The 23,580-nt window shown below is 27.6% G+C and carries 20 protein-coding genes and 1 other annotated feature; of the genes, 14 read left to right on the top strand and 6 right to left on the bottom strand.

Annotation, left to right across the window (positions count from 1 at the left end):
• Positions 1-237: 237 nt before the first annotated feature.
• Positions 238-1,272, top strand: a complete 1,035-nt coding sequence (locus KQI30_RS10390; RefSeq protein ID WP_216463238.1) for a hypothetical protein — start codon at positions 238-240, stop codon at positions 1,270-1,272.
• Positions 1,273-1,319: 47 nt separating this feature from the next.
• Here KQI30_RS10390 and KQI30_RS10385 read toward each other — a convergent pair whose 3' ends face one another.
• The gene (locus KQI30_RS10385; RefSeq protein ID WP_216463237.1) at positions 1,320-1,913 is read right to left on the bottom strand and encodes a 3'-5' exonuclease; all 594 of its coding nucleotides are present in this window, start codon (positions 1,911-1,913) and stop codon (positions 1,320-1,322) included.
• Positions 1,914-2,070: 157 nt separating this feature from the next.
• Here KQI30_RS10385 and KQI30_RS10380 point away from each other — a divergent pair, with 157 nt between their 5' ends.
• The 9 genes from KQI30_RS10380 (at position 2,071) to KQI30_RS10340 (ending at position 13,239) form a co-directional block, all read left to right on the top strand.
• A complete protein-coding gene (locus KQI30_RS10380; RefSeq protein WP_216463236.1) occupies positions 2,071-2,646 on the top strand; it encodes a hypothetical protein in 576 nt (191 codons plus the stop codon).
• A gap of 64 nt (positions 2,647-2,710) precedes the next feature.
• Positions 2,711-3,880 (top strand): MFS transporter, encoded by a 1,170-nt coding sequence (locus KQI30_RS10375; protein WP_216463235.1) that lies wholly within the window; start codon positions 2,711-2,713, stop codon positions 3,878-3,880.
• Between the two features lie 144 nt (positions 3,881-4,024).
• Positions 4,025-4,561, top strand: a complete 537-nt coding sequence (locus tag KQI30_RS10370; protein WP_216463234.1) for a hypothetical protein — start codon at positions 4,025-4,027, stop codon at positions 4,559-4,561.
• Positions 4,562-4,622: 61 nt separating this feature from the next.
• The gene (locus tag KQI30_RS10365; RefSeq protein ID WP_216463233.1) at positions 4,623-5,486 is read left to right on the top strand and encodes an SDR family oxidoreductase; all 864 of its coding nucleotides are present in this window, start codon (positions 4,623-4,625) and stop codon (positions 5,484-5,486) included.
• Between the two features lie 381 nt (positions 5,487-5,867).
• Positions 5,868-6,815: a CobW family GTP-binding protein gene (locus tag KQI30_RS10360; RefSeq protein ID WP_216463232.1), complete on the top strand. Its 948-nt coding sequence runs from the start codon at positions 5,868-5,870 to the stop codon at positions 6,813-6,815.
• 264 nt (positions 6,816-7,079) lie between these two features.
• On the top strand, positions 7,080-8,756 hold the full coding sequence (locus KQI30_RS10355; RefSeq protein WP_216463231.1) for a carbon starvation CstA family protein: 1,677 nt from the start codon (positions 7,080-7,082) through the stop codon (positions 8,754-8,756).
• A gap of 182 nt (positions 8,757-8,938) precedes the next feature.
• Complete coding sequence (locus tag KQI30_RS10350; protein ID WP_253287469.1) at positions 8,939-10,648, top strand: FUSC family protein; 1,710 nt, start codon at positions 8,939-8,941, stop codon at positions 10,646-10,648.
• A gap of 114 nt (positions 10,649-10,762) precedes the next feature.
• The gene (locus KQI30_RS10345; protein WP_216463230.1) at positions 10,763-11,878 is read left to right on the top strand and encodes an alpha/beta fold hydrolase; all 1,116 of its coding nucleotides are present in this window, start codon (positions 10,763-10,765) and stop codon (positions 11,876-11,878) included.
• Between the two features lie 272 nt (positions 11,879-12,150).
• On the top strand, positions 12,151-13,239 hold the full coding sequence (locus KQI30_RS10340) for an alpha/beta fold hydrolase (RefSeq protein WP_253287468.1): 1,089 nt from the start codon (positions 12,151-12,153) through the stop codon (positions 13,237-13,239).
• A 56-nt stretch (positions 13,240-13,295) separates the two neighbouring features.
• Here KQI30_RS10340 and KQI30_RS10335 read toward each other — a convergent pair whose 3' ends face one another.
• The 5 genes from KQI30_RS10335 to ilvB all read right to left on the bottom strand — a co-directional run bounded on the left by KQI30_RS10335 (position 13,296) and on the right by ilvB (position 19,741).
• On the bottom strand, positions 13,296-15,266 hold the full coding sequence (locus KQI30_RS10335; RefSeq protein ID WP_216463228.1) for a sensor histidine kinase: 1,971 nt from the start codon (positions 15,264-15,266) through the stop codon (positions 13,296-13,298).
• Between the two features lie 17 nt (positions 15,267-15,283).
• Positions 15,284-15,973 (bottom strand): L,D-transpeptidase family protein, encoded by a 690-nt coding sequence (locus KQI30_RS10330; protein ID WP_216463227.1) that lies wholly within the window; start codon positions 15,971-15,973, stop codon positions 15,284-15,286.
• 164 nt (positions 15,974-16,137) lie between these two features.
• The gene (locus KQI30_RS10325; protein WP_216463226.1) at positions 16,138-17,289 is read right to left on the bottom strand and encodes a DEAD/DEAH box helicase; all 1,152 of its coding nucleotides are present in this window, start codon (positions 17,287-17,289) and stop codon (positions 16,138-16,140) included.
• Positions 17,290-17,781: 492 nt separating this feature from the next.
• The gene (gene ilvN, locus KQI30_RS10320; RefSeq protein ID WP_216463225.1) at positions 17,782-18,072 is read right to left on the bottom strand and encodes an acetolactate synthase small subunit; all 291 of its coding nucleotides are present in this window, start codon (positions 18,070-18,072) and stop codon (positions 17,782-17,784) included.
• Positions 18,062-19,741 carry a biosynthetic-type acetolactate synthase large subunit gene (gene ilvB, locus KQI30_RS10315; RefSeq protein WP_216463224.1) on the bottom strand — a complete coding sequence of 560 codons (1,680 nt, stop codon included), beginning with the start codon at positions 19,739-19,741 and terminating at the stop codon, positions 18,062-18,064. The genes ilvN and ilvB overlap by 11 nt, the downstream gene beginning before the upstream one ends.
• A gap of 45 nt (positions 19,742-19,786) precedes the next feature.
• Positions 19,787-20,043: a binding site (T-box leader), on the bottom strand.
• Positions 20,044-20,395: 352 nt separating this feature from the next.
• Here ilvB and KQI30_RS10310 point away from each other — a divergent pair.
• From KQI30_RS10310 to KQI30_RS10295, 4 genes are read left to right on the top strand one after another with little or no spacing between them, the layout of a single operon-like run.
• Complete coding sequence (locus KQI30_RS10310; RefSeq protein WP_216463223.1) at positions 20,396-21,397, top strand: ABC transporter ATP-binding protein; 1,002 nt, start codon at positions 20,396-20,398, stop codon at positions 21,395-21,397.
• A 2-nt stretch (positions 21,398-21,399) separates the two neighbouring features.
• Complete coding sequence (locus tag KQI30_RS10305; protein ID WP_216463222.1) at positions 21,400-22,218, top strand: ABC transporter permease; 819 nt, start codon at positions 21,400-21,402, stop codon at positions 22,216-22,218.
• Positions 22,219-22,220: 2 nt separating this feature from the next.
• Positions 22,221-23,012, top strand: coding sequence for an ABC transporter permease (locus tag KQI30_RS10300; protein WP_216463221.1), 792 nt, complete (start codon positions 22,221-22,223; stop codon positions 23,010-23,012).
• Positions 23,013-23,058: 46 nt separating this feature from the next.
• Complete coding sequence (locus KQI30_RS10295) at positions 23,059-23,574, top strand: GNAT family N-acetyltransferase (RefSeq protein WP_216463220.1); 516 nt, start codon at positions 23,059-23,061, stop codon at positions 23,572-23,574.
• Positions 23,575-23,580: the final 6 nt, after the last annotated feature.

Below are 23,580 nucleotides of genomic sequence, written 5' to 3'. Positions count from 1 at the left end.
ACCACCGCGAGTATTACCATACTTAATTCCAAGATCTAAACATATTTGACGACAACTTCTAGTTCCTGAAATATAATCTTTTGATGCCTTGATTTTATCTTCAAAAGAATATTTATATTGTCTTCCCATAAAAAATACCTCCAAAGTAGATTTTGGTTATTTACCATGTCTACTTTAGAGGTATCATATCAGACTATTATGTTCAGATTCAAAATACCACTTAGATGATATTACATCTTGCTATTTATCGGCACATTTTTCAACGATGGTACAGAAAAATATTATATAAAAGATAAAGATGGAAATGAGCAAGAAATACCTTTAGATGGAAAAGTGGAAAATAGAGATAATGTTGGTTATTATGAATTTAAAGAAGTAGGAGAAAATAAGATAATTGTTTATAGGAATTATGGAGATTCAACAATATATGAAATAGATTTATTTACAAATAAATTAGTAAGTAAATATAGTGTTGAAGGAGAATATATAGAAGATATTGAATATGGTAAAAGAAAATTAACTGTTAGAGGAATACATAAAGGTGAAAAAAATTTAGTAGTTATGCAATCTTTGATGTCAGATAGAAATGAAGAGAATTATTTTGATGGAATATCTATGATTAATAATAGAAAAGCAGTAACTTTCGCGAAAAATAATGGTTATGAGAATACTTCTATAAGTAATAGTGTATATTACTCTATTAGTAATGCTATTGTAAGTATATTTTCCTTAGTAATATTCTTTTTAACACTTATAATGATAATAAAAGAAATGATAACTTTTAAGGAAAAGCCAATAATAAAGATACTTTATGTAGTTTTTGCTTTAATATTTTTAAAATTGTTTCTTATAATTTCTAAAGTAAAAGTAGGAATACCAGTAGATTTGTTGCCTAATCAATGGTCAGATTTTGATTATTGGAGTGAGTTTTACAAACAGTATAGTGAAAAATTTAGATATATAATTTATATGAAGAAATACACATTTGATAGAGTTTATATTGATAATATTATAGGAGCAACATTTTTTGTTATAATTACCTTAATTTTATTTTTTATTATAAGACGATATTTTAAAATTGATACTTGGAAAAAGGTGTTAGTGGCAACAATGATATTATTAGTTTTTTCTTTTTTAAATATTGTGATAGTAAGTAATAAGTATAATGTTAATGTAAATAACTTGGCGTTATGGTTTATTGTGCCGTACTATTTATTTAGTAATTATATAATAAAAAACATATCTTATTCTATAAATAAGTTTATTGAATAATGAAATGGGGGTGTCGCACAAAGGAGTCAGATTAGAGTGCGACATCTTCATTTTTTATAATCATAATATGAAGGTTTAATATTTTTATTATATATATTTGAAAATATTTTAGCAGTGTAATAAGCGTCGTTGAATGCATTATGAAAATCTAAAAGATTTTCTATATTTAGTAGTGCAGTAGCATTTTTTAATCCAATTTTAGATCCTGGCGGAACATTGAAATATTTTGATGTGTAACTTTGTACATCTATATATTTTTTAGAAATCAGAGTGGATGGAATATCATAGAATTCTAATGTTTTAAATAGTTCTTTAATATCAGTTTCACCCCATACACAAAATATAGTATTTTTATTGCCTATAAACTTTAAGAAATCTTGGAATACTTCCTTAAATAACCTGCAAGATGAAACTTTTTCATTGGTTATATTAGTAAGTTCCTCAATGAAAGGGTGAATTATGGGATAGATAGTTGGTTTTATAAGTGAATTAAATGTATCAATTATCTCAAGATTTTTATTTAATTTTATGGCACCAATTTGTATTATCTCAAAAGGATATGTATTAAAGTTATCACGGACAACATCCATTTCCTTAGGATATTTTTGGTTGAATTCTAAATCATATATTATATAGTTCATTTTTCGAAATCTCCCAAATCTATTTATATATATTGATAATATTATATCATTAATATTAATAATAGAAAAAGTACTTCGATTTTAAAAGAATTAATCTATAATAAAAATTATTATGATATAATAATTTTTATTACATAGTATAGAAGGAGAAAAAAATATGAATAATAAGGTAGTATTAACATATGAAAATGGCGAATTTATAGTGTCTATAAATGATAATATAATTAGTAAAAATAGAGATATAGAGAAGTCTTTTTTTAGTTTTAAGCAAATAATAGATAATAATTCTAAAAAAGAAATTATAGAATGGTTAGATATAGAGAAAGAAATGTCCAAAATAGATAATGATAAATTAGAAATTAATAAGGAATATAAAACATTGTCTTTTGGAAAAATAAAATATTTTCATGGTACTGGTAAGCTATTTTATATGAATAATGGAGCGATGATACCACTTATAGGAGGTTATCAATTTTTTAAATTTGTAGTGTCTATGGAGAGCAATAATATAATAGAAGATAGTAATAAACTATTAGAATTATGTAAGGTTATTGTAGGAAATAATGCTACATATAGAGTGGAAGAAGCTTCTTTTGTTGTTTCATCAGCTAAATTTAATTATGGAGAAGCAGGATATAATTTTGCAACAAATAAAATTAATAAAGGTGCATCTACGGAAAATGGTTCTTTTGAAGAATATACAAAATATATTATAGAAATTTTAACTTTATAATCAGTGAATAGAGCTTACTATAGAGTTGTGAAATGTAAAGTTTTTTACTAAAGAGGAGAAGATAATGAGAAAGAGATCAATGAAGGTTGTAGTTATTTTTACAATAATGACTATGATGGTTTGTAATATGGCGCATCCGGTGACACCGATGGTTATTAAGGCTTTAAATTTGCCGTCTTATATGTTTGGAATATTTTTTGCTGCTATGGCCATAGGAAATTTTTTATGTTCACCGTTATGGGGAAAATTATCAGATAAGATGGGGAGAAGAAAGTTTTTAATAATAGGTATATTAGGTTATGGAGTAAGTCAATTAGGATTTGGATATAGTGAAAATCCTATAGTTATAGTAATATATAGATTTTTAGGTGGAGCATTTATTGTAAGTTTTTTAACTGTAATTTTAGCATATATAGCAGATATAACTGATAAGGAAAAAAGATTAAAAGGTATGATGTATTATGGTGCTGCATCTACAGTAGGGTCGGCACTAGGGTCTCTAATAGGTGGAGTAATTGGTAATAATAATTATAAAATTCCTTTTCTAATGCAATTTATATTAGCAATAGTAGTAAGCTTTTTAATATTTCTTTTTATAGAGGAAACTGTAGATAAGGAAAGTATAAATAATATAAAAATAGACAGTGAAATAAAGAAAAATAAAAAAATTACTAAGATTTTAGATAGAAAAATTTTATTTATGATGAGTCAGGTTGCTGTGTTCTATTTTGCAAGTACCAGTTATAATTCTACAATTAATTATTACATAGAGGACGCATTAAACTTACCATCTACTATAAATGGTATATTTTTAGCTTTTGCAGGAGTAGTAGCATTTTTAACGAATTTACTTTTAACTCCGATAGTTGGAAAAAAACTTGGAGAATTAAGAGGACTAAAGATAATGACATTATTACTTTCTGTGTTTATGGCAATAGCATCAATATCTACATCTAATATTATGTTTTTTATATTTATAATAGCATTTGTATCTTCTGCAAGTATATATCTTCCATTGCAGCAAAATATAATTTCTAAGTTATCAGTGAATAATCATGGTGAAGTAGCAGGAATTCAAAATTCATCAAGAGCTATAGGAATGATAATAGGATCTTTATATTCAGGATTTATTTTTGATTTTGGTAATAAGTTACCGTTCTTAACTGTTTCAATAATAACTATGATATCTTTTGTGATTTTGCAGTTTAAAAGCAGTATTTTAGAGTTAAAATAACTTTTCGACAAAAAATAGATTTTCGCAATTTGTGACATGATAATACAATTTATGGTATAATATTTTATAATAAGATCATACTAAGAATATAGTATGGTCTTTATTATAATCAAATATATTATATCTAGAAAGGTTATGAGAAAGATGAAAAAGAATATAATACGTAGTTATAATATAATACAAAAATCTAAAAAAAATAAAGAGTTACTAAAAAAGATTTCTATATATGATAATACATTAGAATATAAAACTTTAAGAGAGAGAGTGGCAATTTGTTTCTATATAATACAAGAATCATGGATGAAAAATGAGATTTCTAGAGCTAAAAATTATATGTCTGAAAAGTTATATAAACTTTATAGTAATAGAATTAATGAGTTAAAGATGAAGAATAGAATAAACATAGCAGAAGATATTATATTAGTAAATTCTAAACCAATAGAAGTAGCTATCGGTGAAAATGGAAATGGTGATTATATATGGATGTATGTAAAAGGAACTAGAAAAAGTTATCAGTTAGATGCAGGCACTAAATCTACCATAAAAGACACTTTGAATAAAGGGGTATTTAAAGAATATTGGAAGTTTATTCGTGGTAGTGAAGGGTGGATTTTAGATGAAACTTTGAAATTGGATGATATAAGTGAAAAGGTATATTTTAAAGAAAGACTATGTAGTTAGATTAAAAACTTCTCTTTAGTAAATACTAAGATAGATTAAAAGTAACTAAGGAGGAGATAAAATGGAGTTTCCCAAATCATTTCCATTGCAGCATCAAAATGTACAGCCAGGAATAGAAAAGGATATGAATCCTAAACCTATATATGATGGAAGCTATATGAAAATAGGAGATGTATTGAAAGATAAGGTAGCACTTATCACTGGTGGCGATAGTGGAATAGGTAAAGCTGTAGCTATAGCATATGCTAAGCAAGGTGCAGATATAGTTATTGTATATTTTAATGAAGATAGTGATGCTAAAGAAACTAAAAAAATAATAGATGAGATAGGACGAAAGTGTACATTAGTTGCAGGAGATATTTCTGATGTTAATTTTTGCAATGATGTTATTGAAAGTACTATTAATGAATATGGGAAAATAGATATTTTAGTGAATAATGCAGCGGTTCAATATCAATGTATGGATATAAAATCACTATCAGATGAACAATTTGATAAAACTTTTAAAACTAATGTTTACGGAAGTTTTTACATTACAAGAGCTGCTATGAAATATTTAAAAGCTGGAGCTTCAATAATAAATACAGCATCAGTAGTAGCATTTAAAGGTAATGATTTGTTAATAGATTATTCAATGACCAAAGGTGCTATCGTTGCTTTTACACGTAGTTTAGCCTTAGCATTAGCCAAAGGAAAAACAGGAATAAGAGTTAATGCAGTAGCACCAGGACCTATATGGACTCCACTTATTCCAGCGAGTTTTGATGAACAAAAAGTGGCTAATCATGGATCGGATACACCTATGGGAAGAGCTGGGCAACCAGTAGAATGTGCCGGTGCATATGTCTTTTTAGCTTCAGAGGCTGCATCGTATATAACAGGTCAAACAATTCATATAAATGGAGGGGAGATTGTAAATAGTTAGAGCGGAAAAAGTAGGATACTAGTATAGTTGAAATTTTAAGTGCTGAACTATGATTTTTCTTTAATAAAGCTTATAGGACGGAGGTGTCGCATTAACACATGAAAAGTAGTTAGCGATATCTCCTTTAATTATGACACAAGGCAGGACACGAGACAAGGCACAGGTTAGATGGCCAAGGCACAAGTAAGGTTAATTTTCCCCTGTGCCTTGTGCCATCATACTTGTGCCTTATGATTTTATTTTGTTGAAAAAACTGCCGCACTCTAATCTGACTTATTTGTGCGACAGTCACGTTTTTTTATAAATTGAGAATTGTGAATATAGTAATAAACACAAATATAGTGCAATAATATTTAAATATAGATAAATAGGGGGTAAATTATGGGGATAAAAATAGATATAGTATCAGGTTTTTTAGGATCAGGAAAAACAACATTAATAAAAAAGATTATAGATGATGCATTTAAGAGAGATAGAGTTGCTATTATTGAAAATGAATTTGGTGAAGTATCTATTGATAGTGAAATTTTAAAGAATAGAAATATTGATATTAAAGAAATTAATTCCGGATGTATTTGTTGTTCTCTTAGTGGGACATTTAAGGATTCTATTGAGGATATAATTGATGACTATAATCCTAATAGAATTATTGTAGAGCCATCAGGTATAGCTAAGCTTTCTGATGTAATAAAAGGATGTAAAGAAATCACAGCAAAAGAATCAATAGCAATTAATAATGTATTTACTGTAATTGATATTTCTAATTTAGATATGTATAAAGAAGAATTTAAAGAATTTTATATAGATCAAATTATAAATGCTAAGACAATAATTTTTACAAGGATAGATATTTGTGACTATAACAAAATTGAAGAGGCTATTGAAGAAATAAGAAAGATAAATAGTACAGCTAGTATAGTTAAGGTGCCCCTTAACATAATAGATGGTTTAGATATTTTAAAAATAGCAGAAAAAGATATAAGTAATATGCAAGAGAAGAAAATAGTAAAGTTAACTTCTAAAAATAAAAAGGGTACAAGGGCAGTAACAGTAGGAAGTAGAATTTTTGATTCTTGGGGAGAAGAAACATCAAAGATTTTTAATATAAATAAGATAGAAGATATATTTACGAAGATAGGTATAACTAAGGAGTGTGGAAATATATTAAGAGGAAAAGGGTTTGTAGAATTAGATAGTGGAAGGTGGATAGAATTTCATTATACACCAAGACAATTTCAGCTAAAAGCGGTGGATAAGCAGAATACAGGAAAAATTGCTATAATTGGTGAAAACATAGATAAAGAAAAATTACATTTATTATTTAAGTAAAGAAATAATTTAATATAGGCTATTAAACAAGGAGGTGTCGCATTAACATAAAAAGTTGTTAGCGATACCTCCTTTTATTATAATATGCAAAAGATTATGTATATTTATAGATGATTTTACGAGTAAAAGTTTACATGGAAATACTAATATTGACAAAGCTGAAATATAGGAGTATTACTATATATAAGGATATAAGCTAAAAATTAGTTAACTTATAATCATGTAATTATATTTATAAAAATTCATAGAATTGGGGGCTTTACAATGAACGGATTACTTATTATTGGAATCTCCATCGTGATTTTAGGTGGAGCATATCTTGTTTATGGTAGATGGCTTGCAAATAAGTGGGGAATTGACCCAAATGCTAAGACACCTGCTTATGAAAAGGAGGATGGAGAGGATTATATACCTACACCAAAGGCGGTAGTTTTCTCGCATCAATTTTCATCTATAGCTGGGGCAGGACCAGTCACAGGACCTATTATAGCAGCAATGTTTGGTTGGGTACCAGTTTTATTATGGATACTTATTGGGGGTATTTTTTTCGGAGCTGTTCATGACTTCGGAGCACTTTATGCATCAGTAAAGAATGAAGGAAAATCAATAGGATGTATAATAGAGCAATATATAGGAAAGACAGGTAAAAAGCTATTTTTACTTTTTGCTTGGATATTTTCATTATTAGTAATTGCAGCATTTGCGGATATAGTTGCAAATACATTTAATGGATTTGATGCTAATGGAAATAAGGTTACACCAAATGCAGCAGCAGCATCAATATCAATGTTATTTATTATAGTTGCAGTTGTTTTCGGATTGTTTATAAAATATAAGAAGCCAAGTCAAAAGCTTCAAGCTATTATTGGAATTGTTTTATTAATTGCTATGTTAGCTGTTGGTATTTTATGTCCACTTTATTTTAGCAAATCAGTTTGGACAGTAGTAGTTTTTATCTATTTATTTCTTGCATCTATAACACCAATGTGGCTTTTAATGCAGCCAAGAGATTATTTAAGTACATTTTTACTTTTGGCAATGATAATTGGTGCAGTTCTAGGTGTAGTAGTAGCACATCCTGCTATGAACTTAAATGCATTTAATGGTTTTAATGTTAATGGAAATCTATTATTCCCAACATTATTTGTAACTATTGCATGTGGTGCCGTTTCAGGATTCCATAGTTTAGTATCATCTGAAACATCATCAAAACAAGTAAAGAATGAAAAAGATATGTTAGGTATTGGATTTGGAGCAATGCTTATTGAATCATTATTGGCAGTTATTGCTCTTGTAGCAGTTGGATCTCTTGCTGTAGGTGGAAAAGCACCAAGTGGAACACCATTTGCTCTTTTTGCCCAAGCTATAGCTGGTTTCCTTGGAAAATTAGGAATACCAAATTATGTTGCAACTTGTGTTATGACAATGTGTGTTTCTGCATTAGCATTAACTTCATTAGATTCTGTTGCTCGTATAGGTCGTATGTCATTCCAAGAATTCTTTATGGATGATTCAAGTGATCCAAAAACAATGACACCATTTAAGAAACTTATGACAAATAAATATTTTGCAACAATAATTACTCTTGTAGTAGGTTTAATCCTTTCACTTGGAGGATATAATAATGTTTGGCCATTATTTGGATCAGCAAATCAATTGCTATCAGCATTGGTATTAATAGCATTGGCAGTATTCCTTAAAACAACAGGACGTTCTGGATTTATGCTATGGGGTCCAATGGGAATAATGTTAGTCGTTACATTTACTGCATTAGTAAGAGCTATTATAAATATTTTTAGTAAGATATTTGTATCTGGCAATTTTGTATTTTTGACAGATGGTCTACAATTAATATTTGCGATATTATTAATGGCATTAGGACTTATGGTAGCGATATCTTGTGGAAAGAAGTTATTTAAAAAAGAAGTGAAAAATGCATAATATAGTATAGAAATTCTTCAGTAATTTCTCAAATTATAAGTGCGGTGATACTAAAATTTGGTGTCACTGCACTTATTTTATATAGTAAAAATGTAAATTGTACCTTTAAGAAAACTTGAATTAGGAATATATATATAATTTCTTACAGACAATATTAATAAAAAGTCATAGTGAGGATTAATATGAGGTATAACATAGCAAAGAAATTAAATTTAAATATATATTCAATGGTTAAGAATGGTACTATAGCAGTTGTTACATTATTAGGCTGTGGAATATTTTTTGGAGTGAAAAATATAATGATAGCATTTCCTATAGCGTTAACTTCAACAGTGATGGGAAGACAAAACTTACAAGTGAAAACTGTAAATAAAATTGTAAAAATAATAATCATTGATATATTTATTGTAGTGGCATCATTTTTATCATCAATAAATATCTATATATCTATTCCAATTAACTTTATATCAATTTTTATTATAATGTATACTATTGTTTCACCATATGATTTAACTTATTATAAACCTTTTATAATGTTATATGTTTTTACTCAATATGCATCAATACCATTGAATCAATTACCTATGAGAATAGCAGCGGTGATTTTTGGAGTATTATTGGTGGCATTGGGCTCTGTTATAAAGAAAAAAGATGAAAAAGAGATTTTAGGAAATAGTATTGTAGAAGTTCTTCAGTTAATAGAAGAGCAATGCAAAAATATAAGCATTAGAAAATTTAATAAAGATATAGAAACACAATGTTCTAAGATAATGAGATCAGTAGCTTACAAGGTATATGTTACAAGGTATAAGAAATATTTAACTACTTATTTAGGAAGAATACAATTTAATTTGTATATAAATGTTGAGTATTTGAATATATCATTAGTAAAAATGTATGAAAAATTAGTATGTAATAAAATTAGTGTTAAAGTAATTAATAATTTTTTAACTATAATAATTCTTATTAATAAATATATAAATACTAATAGCAATGTAGAGGATATATTAAAGGAGATATATGTCTTAGAAGATTCTATAAAGGATAAGACTAATTATCTTGATGAAGAAATGAAGGCTATAGAGAGGATAATAATTAATATAGAAAGGCTTTATAATTTAGATAAGAAAGAAATAAATAAAATATATACTAAGTGGGAAAAAAGTGATGTAGATGATTTTGTTGTATACTTTAAAGAATATTTTAATAAGAGTAGTATAAGATTCAAGTTTTCAATGAGAATGGCGATAACTTTAACAGTATCATTGTATATAGGGGAGAAACTTGGCTTTTATAAAATAATTTGGGCTATCATAACAATTATGTCTATTATGCAACCATACTATGAGGATACTATATTAAGAGCAAGAGAAAGAATAAGAGGAAATATTTTAGCTATTATATTCACTTCAGTAATTATTAATGTAATAAATGAGAAATTTGTAACAATAATTATATTAATAGTTTCATTATATCTTTTGTATGGTTTTAAAGAGTATTATAAAATTTCATTATTTGCAGCAACAGCATCTATCTCTATAGCCTCATTAACAGTAAATATTAATATTTTAGTTTTATATAGAGTTATTTATGTTATTTTAGGGGTAGTTTTTGTAATGATTGCGAATAAGTTTATATTTCCTTATAGATTAGAAGATGGGATAAAACAACTTAAAGATAAAATTGATAGAATGAAGAATAATATTTTAAAAAGTTATAATCTAAAAGATGCGGAGTATGTAAGAGATTTTTTGATTCATTCTGTATTGCTTTGTGAAAAATTATATCTTAGAAATATGCAATATAAAGATGAAGAAGTAGATGATTATATAGTTAGAAGCAATAAATTTATTATTAATTACGGTTATAGTATATTATACAATTCTCGTTAAAGAAATATTATTAATGAAGCGATAATATAAATATAACAAAAACAAAGTATAGATTTACAAGTATTGACATTATATAGAAAATAGTGTTATAGTAATATTCGAAAGGAGATAGTTTTGAGAAAAAAGAGAAACAAAATATTAGTATCAATAGCTTTATTAGTTTGTATAATTATGGTAGGAGCTATTTTTATTAATAAAAAAGAAGAAATAACATATTCAAAAATTTATGGTGGAAAAGTAGAAGAGGATTTTGTAAAAGATATATATATATCAGAGAATAATTACATAGGGGATATGAAAGATATAGTAGAACCATATTTGGAAGATAATATGGAAGAAGGATATTTTAAAGGTAAAAATTCTAGTAAGATACACTATAAAAAATATGTAGTGGAAGATGCTAAAGGTGCTATAGCTATTAGTCATGGATTTTCAGAATCTTTGGATAAGTATACAGAGATAATCTATTATTTTCTAAAAAGAGGATATTCCGTTTTTGCAATGGAACACAGAGGACATGGCTTATCTACTAATTTAGGTAAAGAAGATAAGACACAAATAGATGTAGAAGATTTTGACTATTATGTAGAGGATTTTAAGACATTTTTAGATAAAGTTGTAATGAAGGAAAAAGGCGAAGAAAAGTTATTTCTATTTGCTCATTCTATGGGAGGAGCTATTGGAACATTGTTTCTCGAAAGATATCCAAATTATTTTGATGCAGCAGTACTTAGTTCTCCAATGTTAGAAATTAATACAGGAAGTACTCCAGCACCATTAGCGAAAGTTATCGCAAACTTTTATAATATTATTGGTAAAGGAGATAAATATGTATTAGGTCAAAAACCTTTTGATGGGAAATATAACTTTAATGACAGTGGTACAGATTCTAAAGCAAGATATGATTATAGTTATAATAATGTAATGGAAAACGAAAATTATCAAAAAGGTGGAGCCTCTTTTAGATGGCTTAAGGAATCTTTTGATGCAACAAAAGAAGCAATTAAAAAGGAAAATGCATCAAAAATAAAAGTACCTATTTTACTATTTCAAGCTGATAATGATACATATGTTAGACCTAATGGACAAGCTATCTTAGCTAATTCAGCTAAAAATTGTGATGTAGTTTTTGTAAAAGGTAGTAAGCATGATTTATATAGACATTCTGATAAGTATTTGAAAAACTATCTTAATAATGTATTCAAATTTTATGAAAATAATAATAAATAAAATAAATTTTTTTTTCCAATAAATAATTAAAAGATAGCAAAATACATTTTAAGGGATAAATCTTCACAAAATTTTAATTAGTTTAGTGAAGATTTTTTCTTATTATGAATAAAAAGTAATTATATTCAATATTAAACTATAGTATTAAAATCAAAAAAAAACAAAAAATACGATAAATACAAAATAGTGTATAATAGTTAATGATTTTGCAGAAAGGAAGTGAGGAAAGCGATTAATATAACAATCGCGAAAAAGATATGAAGAAACTTAAAATGAATTTATTAAAATTCCTATCAACTATGGTGATTGCAATTATGTCATTATCAATGATAGGTTATGGAACAGTTAATGCAGAAGAAACAAGTCTACCAGTATCTGAAAAGTTAGGAGATATTTTTATACATGAAGATGATTTTATTGATACTATGAAGACTGTTGTAGAACCTTATTTAGCATCTATTACTAAGTCAGGATATATTGTTGGAGAAAAAGAAGGAAAATTATATTATGAAACTTATACAGTTCCAAATGCTAAAGGAAGTATAGTAATAAGTCATGGTTTTACTGAAAACTTATCAAGATATAGAGAAATGGTATATTACTTTACAAAACAAGGATATTCAGTATATGCTATGGAACATAGAGGACATGGATATTCAGTAAATTTAGGAGTTAAAGATTCAACACAAATTAATGTTGAAAAATTTGATTATTATATTACAGATCTTAAAAAATTCTTAGATGAAATAGTAATGCCATCTAAAGGTGATGGAAAGTTATTATTATATGCTCATTCAATGGGTGGCGGAATAGGAGCTAAGTTCTTAGAAGATTATCCAGAATATTTTGATGCTGCTGTTTTAAGTTCACCAATGTTAGAAGTTAATACAGGAGATGTACCAAGTTGGGTAGCTAAAATTATTGCTAATGGTGCAGTAACTTTTGCAATGGCAGATAAATATGTAAGTGGACAAGGTCCATATGAACAAAAATATGATTTAGAAGCATCAGGTACAACATCAAAGAGTCGTTATGATTATGCATATGAAATCACTTGTAATACAAAAGAATATCAAAAAGGCGGAGCTAGTTATAGATGGTTACAAGAAGCTTTTAATGCAACTAGATCTATAACATGCAAGAAAAATGCATCAAAGGTAAATGTTCCAGTTTTATTATTCCAAGCTGATAATGATACATATGTAAATGATGGAGGACAAAATACATTTGCTAAATACGCAAAGAATTGTGAATTAGTATTTGTACCAGGTTCTAAACATGAATTGTATAAACAATCAGATGATCTTTTAACAGGATATTTAGATAAAGTTTTTGAATTCTATGACAATAATGTACAATAAGTAAAAGTTCCAAAGGTGCTTATAAAGCATCCTTGGAACTTTTTAAATTATTAAAATTACTTTTCTTTAAGATCAGACATTTCAACTTTTATTAGTTGTTCAAGAGGTTGAATACCTATATTATCATCGTTTGTAACATTAGTAATAAAAATAGGAAGGATGATATCAAATTTTGTACCTATATTTTCTATACTAAAAACTTCTATTTTACCATGGTGTAGCTTAACAAGACTATTAACAATGAAAAGACCTAGGCCACTTCCTTCGTTATGTCTACTAAGTGAGTTATCTACTTGATGAAATCTATTAAAAATGGTATCTATTTCATTGTTAGGTATACCAATACCATTGTCTTCAACAGAAATTATTACATTATCATCTTTTTTATGAATAGAAACGTATATTGTTCCTAAACTCTTAGTGAATTTTATAGAGTTGGAGATTAGGTTCAAAATAATACGTTCAATCATAATTCGATCTATAGACATTATTATTTCTTCTTCTTCAGTATCAAAAATTATATTTACGTTATGCTCTTTAGCTAAATCGATTATAGAAAGTGTAGTATTTTCAACAACTTCTACAATATTATCCATAGCAAAGTTAGGTGTCAAAAATCCAGATTCAATTTTTGTTATATCTATGATATTATTTATAATTTTTAAAAGTCTATTAGAGTTATTTTCAATATAATCTAACTTCAGAAGTAAATATTCTTTATCAAGAATAGATTTTTTTATTGAAAGAGAAATAAGTTTTGTTGTACTAATAATTATATTTAATGGAGTTCTTAGTTCATGAGATATAGTTGTTATAAAATCTGTTTTTAACTTATCATTTTCTAAAGCTTGATTTAATAAAATTTTATTCAACGTAGCCGTTTTTTTATCACGGATATATTTAAAAATTGCAAATATGAAAGCAAATAAAATTAGTATTAAGGTAGACCAAGTTAAGTATTTTAAAGGTTTTGGTAACAATAAATCAAATCTATTTTTATTAATATAGAGACTACCTTTTGGAAGTAGTAATGGATTAATATTATAATAGTTTAAAGCATCATAGTTAAATACAGTAACATCGAGGGAGTTATGTATAGAGTTTAAATTTTTTATATTCTCTCCAAGTAGTAATTTGCTAATAATTTCTCCAGCAATATATCCATGATTTTCACCAAATTTCATCACTCCGCCTACTGCTCCAGCATATAAGTATGATGGAACTTTTGTATAAATAGGGACATCGGTAATAGATTTTATTGAATTAATGATGATAGATAAATCAGATATAAGATTTCCATCTGTAGCTTTAAAGTCTCCCATAATTAAAACTGCACTCTGTGGAGAAGTAACTTTTTCTAATTTTGTAAGCACGTTATCTAAATACTCTTCTTCTATAAAATTTATTTCAATAGGTTTTGATGTTAAATAAGATACAGAATTTATATTTTCTTTTATAGTAGATGAATATTTACTTTTATCTGATATAATTATAAGATTTGATAATTCTGGATTTATATCAATAAGCATATTTAAGTATTTTAAGTTGTTTTCTATTTCAAATATTCCAGTTATATATTCATTTTCTTTTTCAGTTAAAGAAAAATTATCATTTATACCTATAGAAACCACAGGAGTTTTATAGGCAAAGCTGTTACTATTAAATATCATAGGCCGTATTAGAGTAAAGGCTTCGTCATCTACAGTTAAAACTAAGTCGATTTTTTTATTACTATATTTTAGGTTTAGCAAGTCTAAAAATCTATTTTCATATTCTTCACTAGAGTTGGTTTTTATATCAAGATATTCTAAATCATAATTTATATTTTCAAATGAGGATAAATTTTTCTTTAATCCATTTAAGATAGATTTTTCCCATTGATTTTCTGAGCTGTAAGAGTTGATAATAAGAATATTATAATCAATATATTCATTATTACAATATACTCTTATAGGAGTTAAAAAAATATATAGTACAAAAAATAAAAGTAAAGTAGTGGTTTTTATACTTTTATAGTGTTGTTTCATAAATTGCACCTACTTCATTACTCAAATTTATAAAGGCCAATGCTTTTTAAAAATTCTCTATCTATCTCATTTTTTATTGGAAGATTATGTTCTTCTCTGTATTCTAAAACTGCTTTTTCAAGAGTATAATCATAAATTCCATCAATATCATCAAAAAAATATCCCATGCTACTAAGGATCCTTTCTACATCATATACATCAGTGCCTTTATCATTAGGTTTTATAGTTCTTACATATGGAGAAAAAAGCCAACTTGGTCCAGCAGATACAACAACAGAAGTTTCATATTCAACTAAAAAAAATAATTCTTTAATATGATGATTGAACATTCTTATACATCCGTTCGAAGCATAGCTACCAATAGAATCAGGTCTACTAGTACCATGGATACCAAAGGTATCCCAAGGTGCATTTAGACCAAGCCAATAACCACCAAAAGGACCATCTTTAAGAGCCTTACTTGTTATTTTCCATGTTCCCATTGGAGATGGTGTAGTTTTTTTACCTAAAGCCACAGGATAGGTTTTAACTATCTCTTCTGTTGATTTATCTATTAATGAAAGAGTAAGACTATTAACATCTATAAAAATTAAATAGTCATCTTTTGAATGGGCAGTTGAAACTAGATTTTCAGCAAATACTTTAGGGGTAAAAAGTGTATTAAACATTATAATAAAAGGAAGTAATATATTAATAAATTTTTTCATACCTTCACCTACATATAAATTTAGTGTCATATATAAGATTAGAAAAAATCCATAAAAATATTCATCATATTGTTTTAAGTAATGTAAAAGGTTAGAAATACTTTTCGTATTTTTAACCTTTTTTAGTGTTGGTAGAAAAATATTAGTTTCATTATAATAATATATTACAAATCTTTTGGGTTATATAATTTACCTTCAAATAGTACCTTTGGTTCTATTTCAATATTAAATTCTCTTTCATAAATTCTTATTGCGGCAAGGTCTCTTTCATTAACGATAGATATGCAAGTTCCAGAAGCATTACCTCTTGCAGTCCTTCCAGCTCTATGTAAATATTCTTTTGCCTTCACAGGAAAATCCAAGTTAAAAATATGAGTGACATCAGCAATATCTAATCCTCTTGCAGCTAAATCAGAAGATACTAATATGTTATATTTTCCATGTCTAAATCCATCTAAAGCATTTTTTCTTTGCTCTTTAGTCATATTTCCATAGATTCCAATAGCATTCTTTTTATGATAATTTAATTTTTGTGTTATAAACTCAATTTCGTGACCTTTATTAAGGAATACAATAGCTTTTTTAGGTTTTGTTGCATTAATAAGTTTTCTTAATGTTTCAAACTTATCTTTTCGCTCACTTAAGATACACATGTGAGTTATATTAGGGTTTAATGATACTTTTGCTTCTGATTTTAATATAACAGGATCTTTCATAAGTTCTTTTGCTGAAGCTAATACTTTATCATTTATTGTAGCAGAGAAAGTCATAAGTTGACGATCTCTCATTGTAGTTTTTATAATTTCTTTTATTGGCGCAATCTTTTCTTCTACTAGAAGAGAATCTGCTTCATCTATAACAATAGTCTTTAATGTATGTGGTTTGAATTTCTTCTTTTTTATAAGATCTAAGATTCTTCCAGCAGAACCAACTACAATATGAGGTTTAGTTTCTTTAATTTTCTTTATTTGCTTTTCAATACTAGCTTCTCCAATTATGCTAAGTGAAGTAACAGGAATTTCAGAATTTTTAGCTAATAGCTTAATTTGTTCAGTTATTTGAATAACTAATTCGTGAGTTGGAGCTAAGATAAGAACCTGTGACTCTCTTTTAGAAGTATCTATTTTTTGAAATAAAGGAGCAACGAAAGCTAAAGTTTTTCCGCTACCAGTGTATGCTTCAGCAATGATATCCTTATTTTCTAAAACATTTGGAATTGCAAGAGATTGTATTTCTGTTGGTGTAGTTATTCCTTGTTTTTCAAGACCTAATATTATATTTGAATTTAAATTTAGTTTATTAAAATTATTTTCCATAAATAATCTCCCTTGTATAAAATCAATAACTCAAATTGTGATTAGTAGTTTACCACAAATATTTTATGATATGTAGTACATTAGTACTTTTCTCAAAATTATATCATGATTTAGTGAAAATATAAATGGAAAACAGTTTTCAGGGCACAGGTTAGAAGGCACAGGGTACAAGTAAGGTTAATTTTACCTAGGGGGAAAATATTATAAGTCCTGCGGACAGCAATTACTTTAAATCCAGAAATTTTAATCCAAGCTATATGAAGGTGCAACCTTCATTAGCCCCCTGTAATGGTTCTGTATCAAATATAATTAATTTAGGAAAACTGATCTATTCTTTGCTCCTAACTTCAGCACTTAAATTCTAAGAAATTCCGCAGGAATTTCCTCCAAAACTATTCACTATTCACTCTTACTTATTCACTAACACTGTGCCCTGATAAAAAAGCCCCATGAAAGTGTAACCTTCAGGAGCCCTTTTACATAAATAAAAATTTATTTAATAAACAACTTATCTAAGTTATAGAACACGGAACAATCATAATCATGGTGTATTTTTACTTCTATAACATCATGAAGTTTCTTTAGCTGTTTAATAATCTGTTCGATAAGTTCATCATCATTAACTAATAAGAACATAGTACTTTTGCTTCCATCGCCTATGCCTCCACATAATATTCCTTCTAAGTTGAAAGCTCTTCTAGCAAAGAGACCTGTTATATGAGACATTACTCCAGGATGATTATTTACTAATAGTTCTATTGTACAGTGTGGCTTAATTTCCATTACATTTTCCTCCAATCATTTCAGTATTTGCAGCTCCAGGAGCTACCATAGGATATACATTTTCAGTTTCATTTATAGGTATTGATATAACATAAGGTCCTTTTTTAGATAAAATTTCTTGTAGTTTTTCTAAAGGATTTTCTTCATTACCAAGGTCGCAAGCTTCAATACCGAATCCTTTGCCTATAAGTGTAAAGTCAGGATTGCTAATGAATTTTGATGCCATATAATGCTTATCATAAAATAACTCTTGTTGTTGTCTAACTAATCCAAGATGACCATTAACGAAAATTATTACTTTAACATTTAAATTGAAGTCTTTTAATGTAGCTAATTCTTGGATGTTCATTAGTATAGAACCATCTCCACTAAAGCAGATAATATTTTTATCATCATTAGCTAAAGCTGCACCGATAGCTGCTGGAAGACCAAAACCCATAGTACCTAATCCGCCAGAAGTTAAAAGGGTACGTGGGATATTAAAAGGATAACTTTGTGCTACCCACATTTGATGTTGTCCTACATCTGTTGTAACAATTGTAGTTTCTGGAACTATATCATGAATATATTTAATTATATTTATAGGATGAAAAGTATCTTCCTTTGGTGGAAGTACAAAAGGATATTTTTCTTTATAACTTTTTACTTCATTAAGCCAGTCAGTTCTAGGATTATCTTTTATATAATGAATAAGATCTTCTAAAACAATTCTAATATCTCCTACAAGGGCATAATAAGTGTCTCTTAGTTTGTTAATTTCAACTTCATCAATTTCTACATGAACTATTTTAGCATTAGGACAAAACTTTCTTATATTACCAGTAGCTCTATCGTCAAAACGTACACCAAATGCTAAAATGACGTCAGCTTCATTGATAAGTAAATTCGTATATCTGCTTCCATGCATACCTACCATTCCAAGATAAAGAGGATCATCAGTAGGAAAAGAACCTAGTCCCATTAAGGTTAGGGCAACAGGGATATTGCTTTTTTTAGCGAGGTTATAAAGTGCATCTGAACCATTGGAATTAATTATGCCACCACCAGCGTATATTATAGGCTTTTTAGAATTATTTATAATTTCAGCTATATCTTGAAGTTGATAATTTTCATTAATGTAATCTTTGTTGTAATTTAAATCAATTTCTGGCCAAGTATCAACTTCAATTTCAGCTAGTTGTACATCTTTTGGTATATCAATAACAATAGGACCTGGACGGCCATCCATAGCTAGCCTAAAGGCTTCAGGAATTATAGTGAAAAGTTCTTCTACGGAACGAATAATATAGTTGTGTTTTGTTATTGGTATAGTAAGTCCATAAGTATCAACTTCTTGGAAAGAATCAGTACCTATGCAGTCATAAGGAACTTGTCCTGTAATTGCAATGATAGGAATAGAATCTAGCTTTGCATCAGCAATAGCTGTTAATAAATTTGTAGCCCCTGGACCTGAAGTTGCGAAACATACAGCTGGTTTTCCAGTAGATCTAGCAACACCTTGAGCCATAAATGCAGCCCCTTGCTCATGTCTTGCTAAAATATGCTTTATATTACTTTTATAAAGTGCATCATATAGAGGAAGAATATATCCACCAGGAATTCCTGCTATTATGTTAATGCCATGTAATTCTAGTAATTTGATTGTAACTTCTGAACCATTATATTTCATAAAATACACCCCTTTTTATTTATAATAAAAAACCCTCCATCCTAATAAAAGGACGAAGGGTTTACTCCGCGGTACCACCAATTTTTGTATAAAATACACACTCAATATAATACAGGTAATATAAACCGATATTATTTCTCTTTTAACGGTGAGATTCCGTTTAAGTCTACTCTTTACTAAGTAAATTTTGATTAAAAACTCTAAGGCTACCTTCTATATATTCTTCATGAGAAATTTCCAGCAAAAACATTCTCTCTCTGTGTTTACGGAATATATATACTCCTCCTTGTCATAGTTTTTACAATATGATCTTGAAAAAATATTACAATAAAAACCTTTTAATGTCAATACAATAATTTAATATGTATAAAAAATACATAAAAAATAAATATTGACATGTAAACGGTGTAGTGTTATTATTGTTACATATTATTTGTAGAGGAGTGTTTAATGTGTATATTAAAGTTTTTAATTAAGTAACTTAATAATTAATTTATAAAGAATAATCATGTCTTTATAAATTGAACTTAATAAAAAACGCCATCATTAGACCTTATTATGAAGATAATAACCGTGCGTTTGCACGGTATTTTTATATCTTCTGAAAGAACGTGTGTTCGTGCGTGTGTGTGATGGTGAGAAGTGGAGGTTTATATGATCAAAGTAGAAAACTTATCGAAGGAATTTAAAACTAATAAAAAGTATCCAGGGTTTAAAGGAGCAATAAAATCATTTTTTTCTAGAGAATATGTTGTTAAAAAAGCAGTAGAAAATATTAGTTTTGAAATAAAAGAAGGGGAAGTAGTTGGATATATTGGAGCTAATGGTGCAGGAAAATCTACAACTATTAAAATGATGACAGGGATTTTAACACCAAGCAGTGGTAAAGTTCTAGTTGATGGATTAATACCTTATGAAAATAGAGAAAAGAATGCTAAAAAGATAGGTGTAGTATTTGGACAGAAAACTCAATTGTGGTGGGACTTACCTATATCAGAAACATTTACTCTTTTAAGAGATATATATGAAGTAAAAGAAGAAGATTTTAAAGAAAGAATGAAATTTTTAAATGATGTATTAGATCTTGAAGAATTTATGCTTACACCAGTTAGATCTCTTTCTTTAGGACAAAGAATGAGAGCTGACATAGCAGCGGCTCTAATACATAATCCTAAAGTAGTTTATCTTGATGAGCCAACAATAGGATTAGATGTTATGGTTAAAGAAAAGGTAAGAAGAGCAATAAAGGAGATAAATGAGAAATTTGGTACAACTATTATACTAACTACTCATGATCTTAATGATATAGAAGAATTATGTAATAGAATCATAATAATTGATAAGGGAAAGAAGATTTATGATGGAGGAATAAAGGAAATAAAAGATAAATATGGAGCAATGACATCGCTGGAGTATCAAGTAAAGGAATTAAATACAACTAATGATATAAAAATAGATACAGAGCAAAAGTTAGAAGAAGATGATTTAATAATTGTGACAAAAGAAAATAAGATTAATATAACATATAACAAAAATAAAGTTTCTTCATCTGAAATAATGAAATCTATTATGAATAAGTTTGAGGTAGTAGATTTTAGAATATCAGAAACAAGTATTGAAGATATAATTAAGAAGATATATAGAACTGGGGTGTAATTATGAAATGTTTAAAAAAGGTGAAAATGTATTTACCCTTTGCTATGAATTCTTTTCAAGCTCAGTTAGCATATAAAGCCAACTCTTTAATGTTTTTTGTTGGACAATCAGTAATTATATTGGTGTCATATTATTTGTGGAAAGCGATATATAGTAGCGCTGAAAATAGTATTATTAGTGGATTTAATTTTAATGAAATGATTATTTATATGTTATTAGCGTTTTTAATTAGTATATTAACAGATATAGATATATCAACAATAATGTATAGAGAAGTTAAGGATGGATCTATTGCAATAAACTTAGTAAGACCAATTAATTATTGTAAAAGAATGTTCTTTCAAGCACTAGGTAATATAATGTTTAACTTTGTATTGGTATTTGCAGTAGGTTTTGTATTAGTTACAGCTTTATTTGTTTCAGTAGAGCATAATTTCAATATACTAAATCTAATTTTATCACTAATTACAATGGTATTTAGTATTATTCTTACGTTTTTTTACAGGTATTGTTTCGGATTACTATCCTTTAAGATAACAAATATGTGGGGACTTGCTCAAATTATGAATGCAATCTTTAGATTATTATCAGGTGCTTTAATTCCATTATCATTTTTTCCAATGATATTGCAGAAAATTTTTGGTTTGTTGCCTTTTTCATCAATAATTTCAACACCAACATTAATATATCTAGGGAAAATAAAAGGGATAGAACTTATATTTTTTATAGGTCTTCAGATAGTATGGATAGGTATATTTATTTTATTATCAAGATGGATGTGGAATAAACTTATCAAGGAGTTAACTATTTTAGGAGGGTGAGTATGAGACGGTATATAAAATTATATATTAGATTTTTAGAGCAGTATATCAAAAGCTTAATGGAATATAGAGCTGATTTTATTTTAGGATTAGTAGGGTTTATACTTATTCAATTTACAGGGGTAATTTTTATTACATTAATATTTAAGGCTGTTCCAAGTTTACAAGGTTGGAGTTTTTATGAAATATTATTTATTTATGGTTTTGCACAAATTCCAAGGGGGATTGACCATGTATTCACAGATTATCTTTGGATTTTTTCTTGGAAAACTATAGTACATGGTGAGTTTGATAAATATCTTTTAAGGCCAATAAATCCATTATTTCAAGTTATATCAGAAAGTTTTCAACCAGATGGTTTAGGTGAAATAATAATAGGCTCTATATTATTAGTTATGTCATCAATAAAACTAGAATTAACTTTTTCAATAGGTAAAATTTTAAGTTTTATAGTAGTAGTTTTATTTGCTACATTAATATATACAGCTATTAAGCTAGCGGTAACATCTATAGCATTTTGGGTTAAGTTTGCACAATCATACTTATTTATGGTGTATCAAATTAGTGATTTTGCTAAATATCCTATGGGTATTTATCCTAATTTCATCAAAGCTATACTTACAGGAATTATTCCATTTGCCTTTACAGGTTATTTTCCAGGAGCATACTTTCTAGGAAAAGGAAGCTTTGTTATGGGGGTATGTCTTACAGTAGTAGTAAGTATATTAGCAATAATAATAGCTTATTCTATTTGGCTAACAGGAATGAAGAGATATGAGAGTTCAGGAAGCTAAAGTAATCAGATGGAGAAAATTAATAGTAAAAGATAAGGAGATATAAATGAGAATAGAAACAGAAAGACTTATTATTAGAAATTATGAATTAAATGATAAAGACGAATTATGTGAATATATGTTACAAAGAGTAAATAGTGAATTTGAAAGATACCCAGATTTTACAGCAGAAAAGGCTGACAGTGAAATAAAGTATCGTATGGAAAGTGATGAGTTCTATGCTGTTGAATTAAAGGATAGTAAAAAGGTAATTGGAAATATATATCTAGGAAAAAGGGATTTTAATAGTAGAGAGCTAGGGTATGTTCTAAATGAAAATTATCATAGACAAGGATATATTACTGAAGGATGCATAGCAGTAATTGAATATATGTTTAAAGCTGGAGTCCATAGAATTTACGCTGAATGTGCACCACAAAATACTCCTTCATGGAAGGTAATGGAGAAGGTTGGAATGGAGAGAGAAGCTCATTTTAGAAAGAATGTTTCTTTTCATAATGATGCTAACGGGGAACCTATTTATTGGGACACTTATGTTTATGCAATATTAAATAATATGTAAATAAGA

The sequence above is a fragment of the Clostridium bornimense genome (assembly GCF_018917145.1).
Lineage (GTDB): Bacteria > Bacillota > Clostridia > Clostridiales > Clostridiaceae > Clostridium_AN > Clostridium_AN bornimense_A.
Note: the sequence above shows the minus strand (reverse complement) of the source record. Positions and strands in the feature narration are given on the sequence as shown.

Excerpts from the sequence above, each read along its gene's own strand:
- KQI30_RS10370 (WP_216463234.1), top strand. The coding sequence starts at position 4,025 with ATGAAAAAGAATATAATACGTAGTTATAATATAATACAAAAATCTAAA.
- KQI30_RS10325 (WP_216463226.1), bottom strand. The coding sequence starts at position 17,289 with ATGGAAAATAATTTTAATAAACTAAATTTAAATTCAAATATAATATTA.
- KQI30_RS10375 (WP_216463235.1), top strand. The coding sequence starts at position 2,711 with ATGAGAAAGAGATCAATGAAGGTTGTAGTTATTTTTACAATAATGACT.
- KQI30_RS10335 (WP_216463228.1), bottom strand. The coding sequence starts at position 15,266 with ATGAAACAACACTATAAAAGTATAAAAACCACTACTTTACTTTTATTT.
- ilvB (WP_216463224.1), bottom strand. The coding sequence starts at position 19,741 with ATGAAATATAATGGTTCAGAAGTTACAATCAAATTACTAGAATTACAT.
- KQI30_RS10305 (WP_216463222.1), top strand. The coding sequence starts at position 21,400 with ATGAAATGTTTAAAAAAGGTGAAAATGTATTTACCCTTTGCTATGAAT.
- KQI30_RS10360 (WP_216463232.1), top strand. The coding sequence starts at position 5,868 with ATGGGGATAAAAATAGATATAGTATCAGGTTTTTTAGGATCAGGAAAA.
- KQI30_RS10350 (WP_253287469.1), top strand. The coding sequence starts at position 8,939 with ATGAGGTATAACATAGCAAAGAAATTAAATTTAAATATATATTCAATG.
- KQI30_RS10300 (WP_216463221.1), top strand. The coding sequence starts at position 22,221 with ATGAGACGGTATATAAAATTATATATTAGATTTTTAGAGCAGTATATC.
- KQI30_RS10310 (WP_216463223.1), top strand. The coding sequence starts at position 20,396 with ATGATCAAAGTAGAAAACTTATCGAAGGAATTTAAAACTAATAAAAAG.
- KQI30_RS10385 (WP_216463237.1), bottom strand. The coding sequence starts at position 1,913 with ATGAACTATATAATATATGATTTAGAATTCAACCAAAAATATCCTAAG.
- KQI30_RS10340 (WP_253287468.1), top strand. The coding sequence starts at position 12,151 with ATGAATTTATTAAAATTCCTATCAACTATGGTGATTGCAATTATGTCA.
- KQI30_RS10295 (WP_216463220.1), top strand. The coding sequence starts at position 23,059 with ATGAGAATAGAAACAGAAAGACTTATTATTAGAAATTATGAATTAAAT.
- KQI30_RS10380 (WP_216463236.1), top strand. The coding sequence starts at position 2,071 with ATGAATAATAAGGTAGTATTAACATATGAAAATGGCGAATTTATAGTG.
- KQI30_RS10355 (WP_216463231.1), top strand. The coding sequence starts at position 7,080 with ATGAACGGATTACTTATTATTGGAATCTCCATCGTGATTTTAGGTGGA.
- ilvN (WP_216463225.1), bottom strand. The coding sequence starts at position 18,072 with ATGGAAATTAAGCCACACTGTACAATAGAACTATTAGTAAATAATCAT.
- KQI30_RS10330 (WP_216463227.1), bottom strand. The coding sequence starts at position 15,973 with ATGAAAAAATTTATTAATATATTACTTCCTTTTATTATAATGTTTAAT.
- KQI30_RS10365 (WP_216463233.1), top strand. The coding sequence starts at position 4,623 with ATGGAGTTTCCCAAATCATTTCCATTGCAGCATCAAAATGTACAGCCA.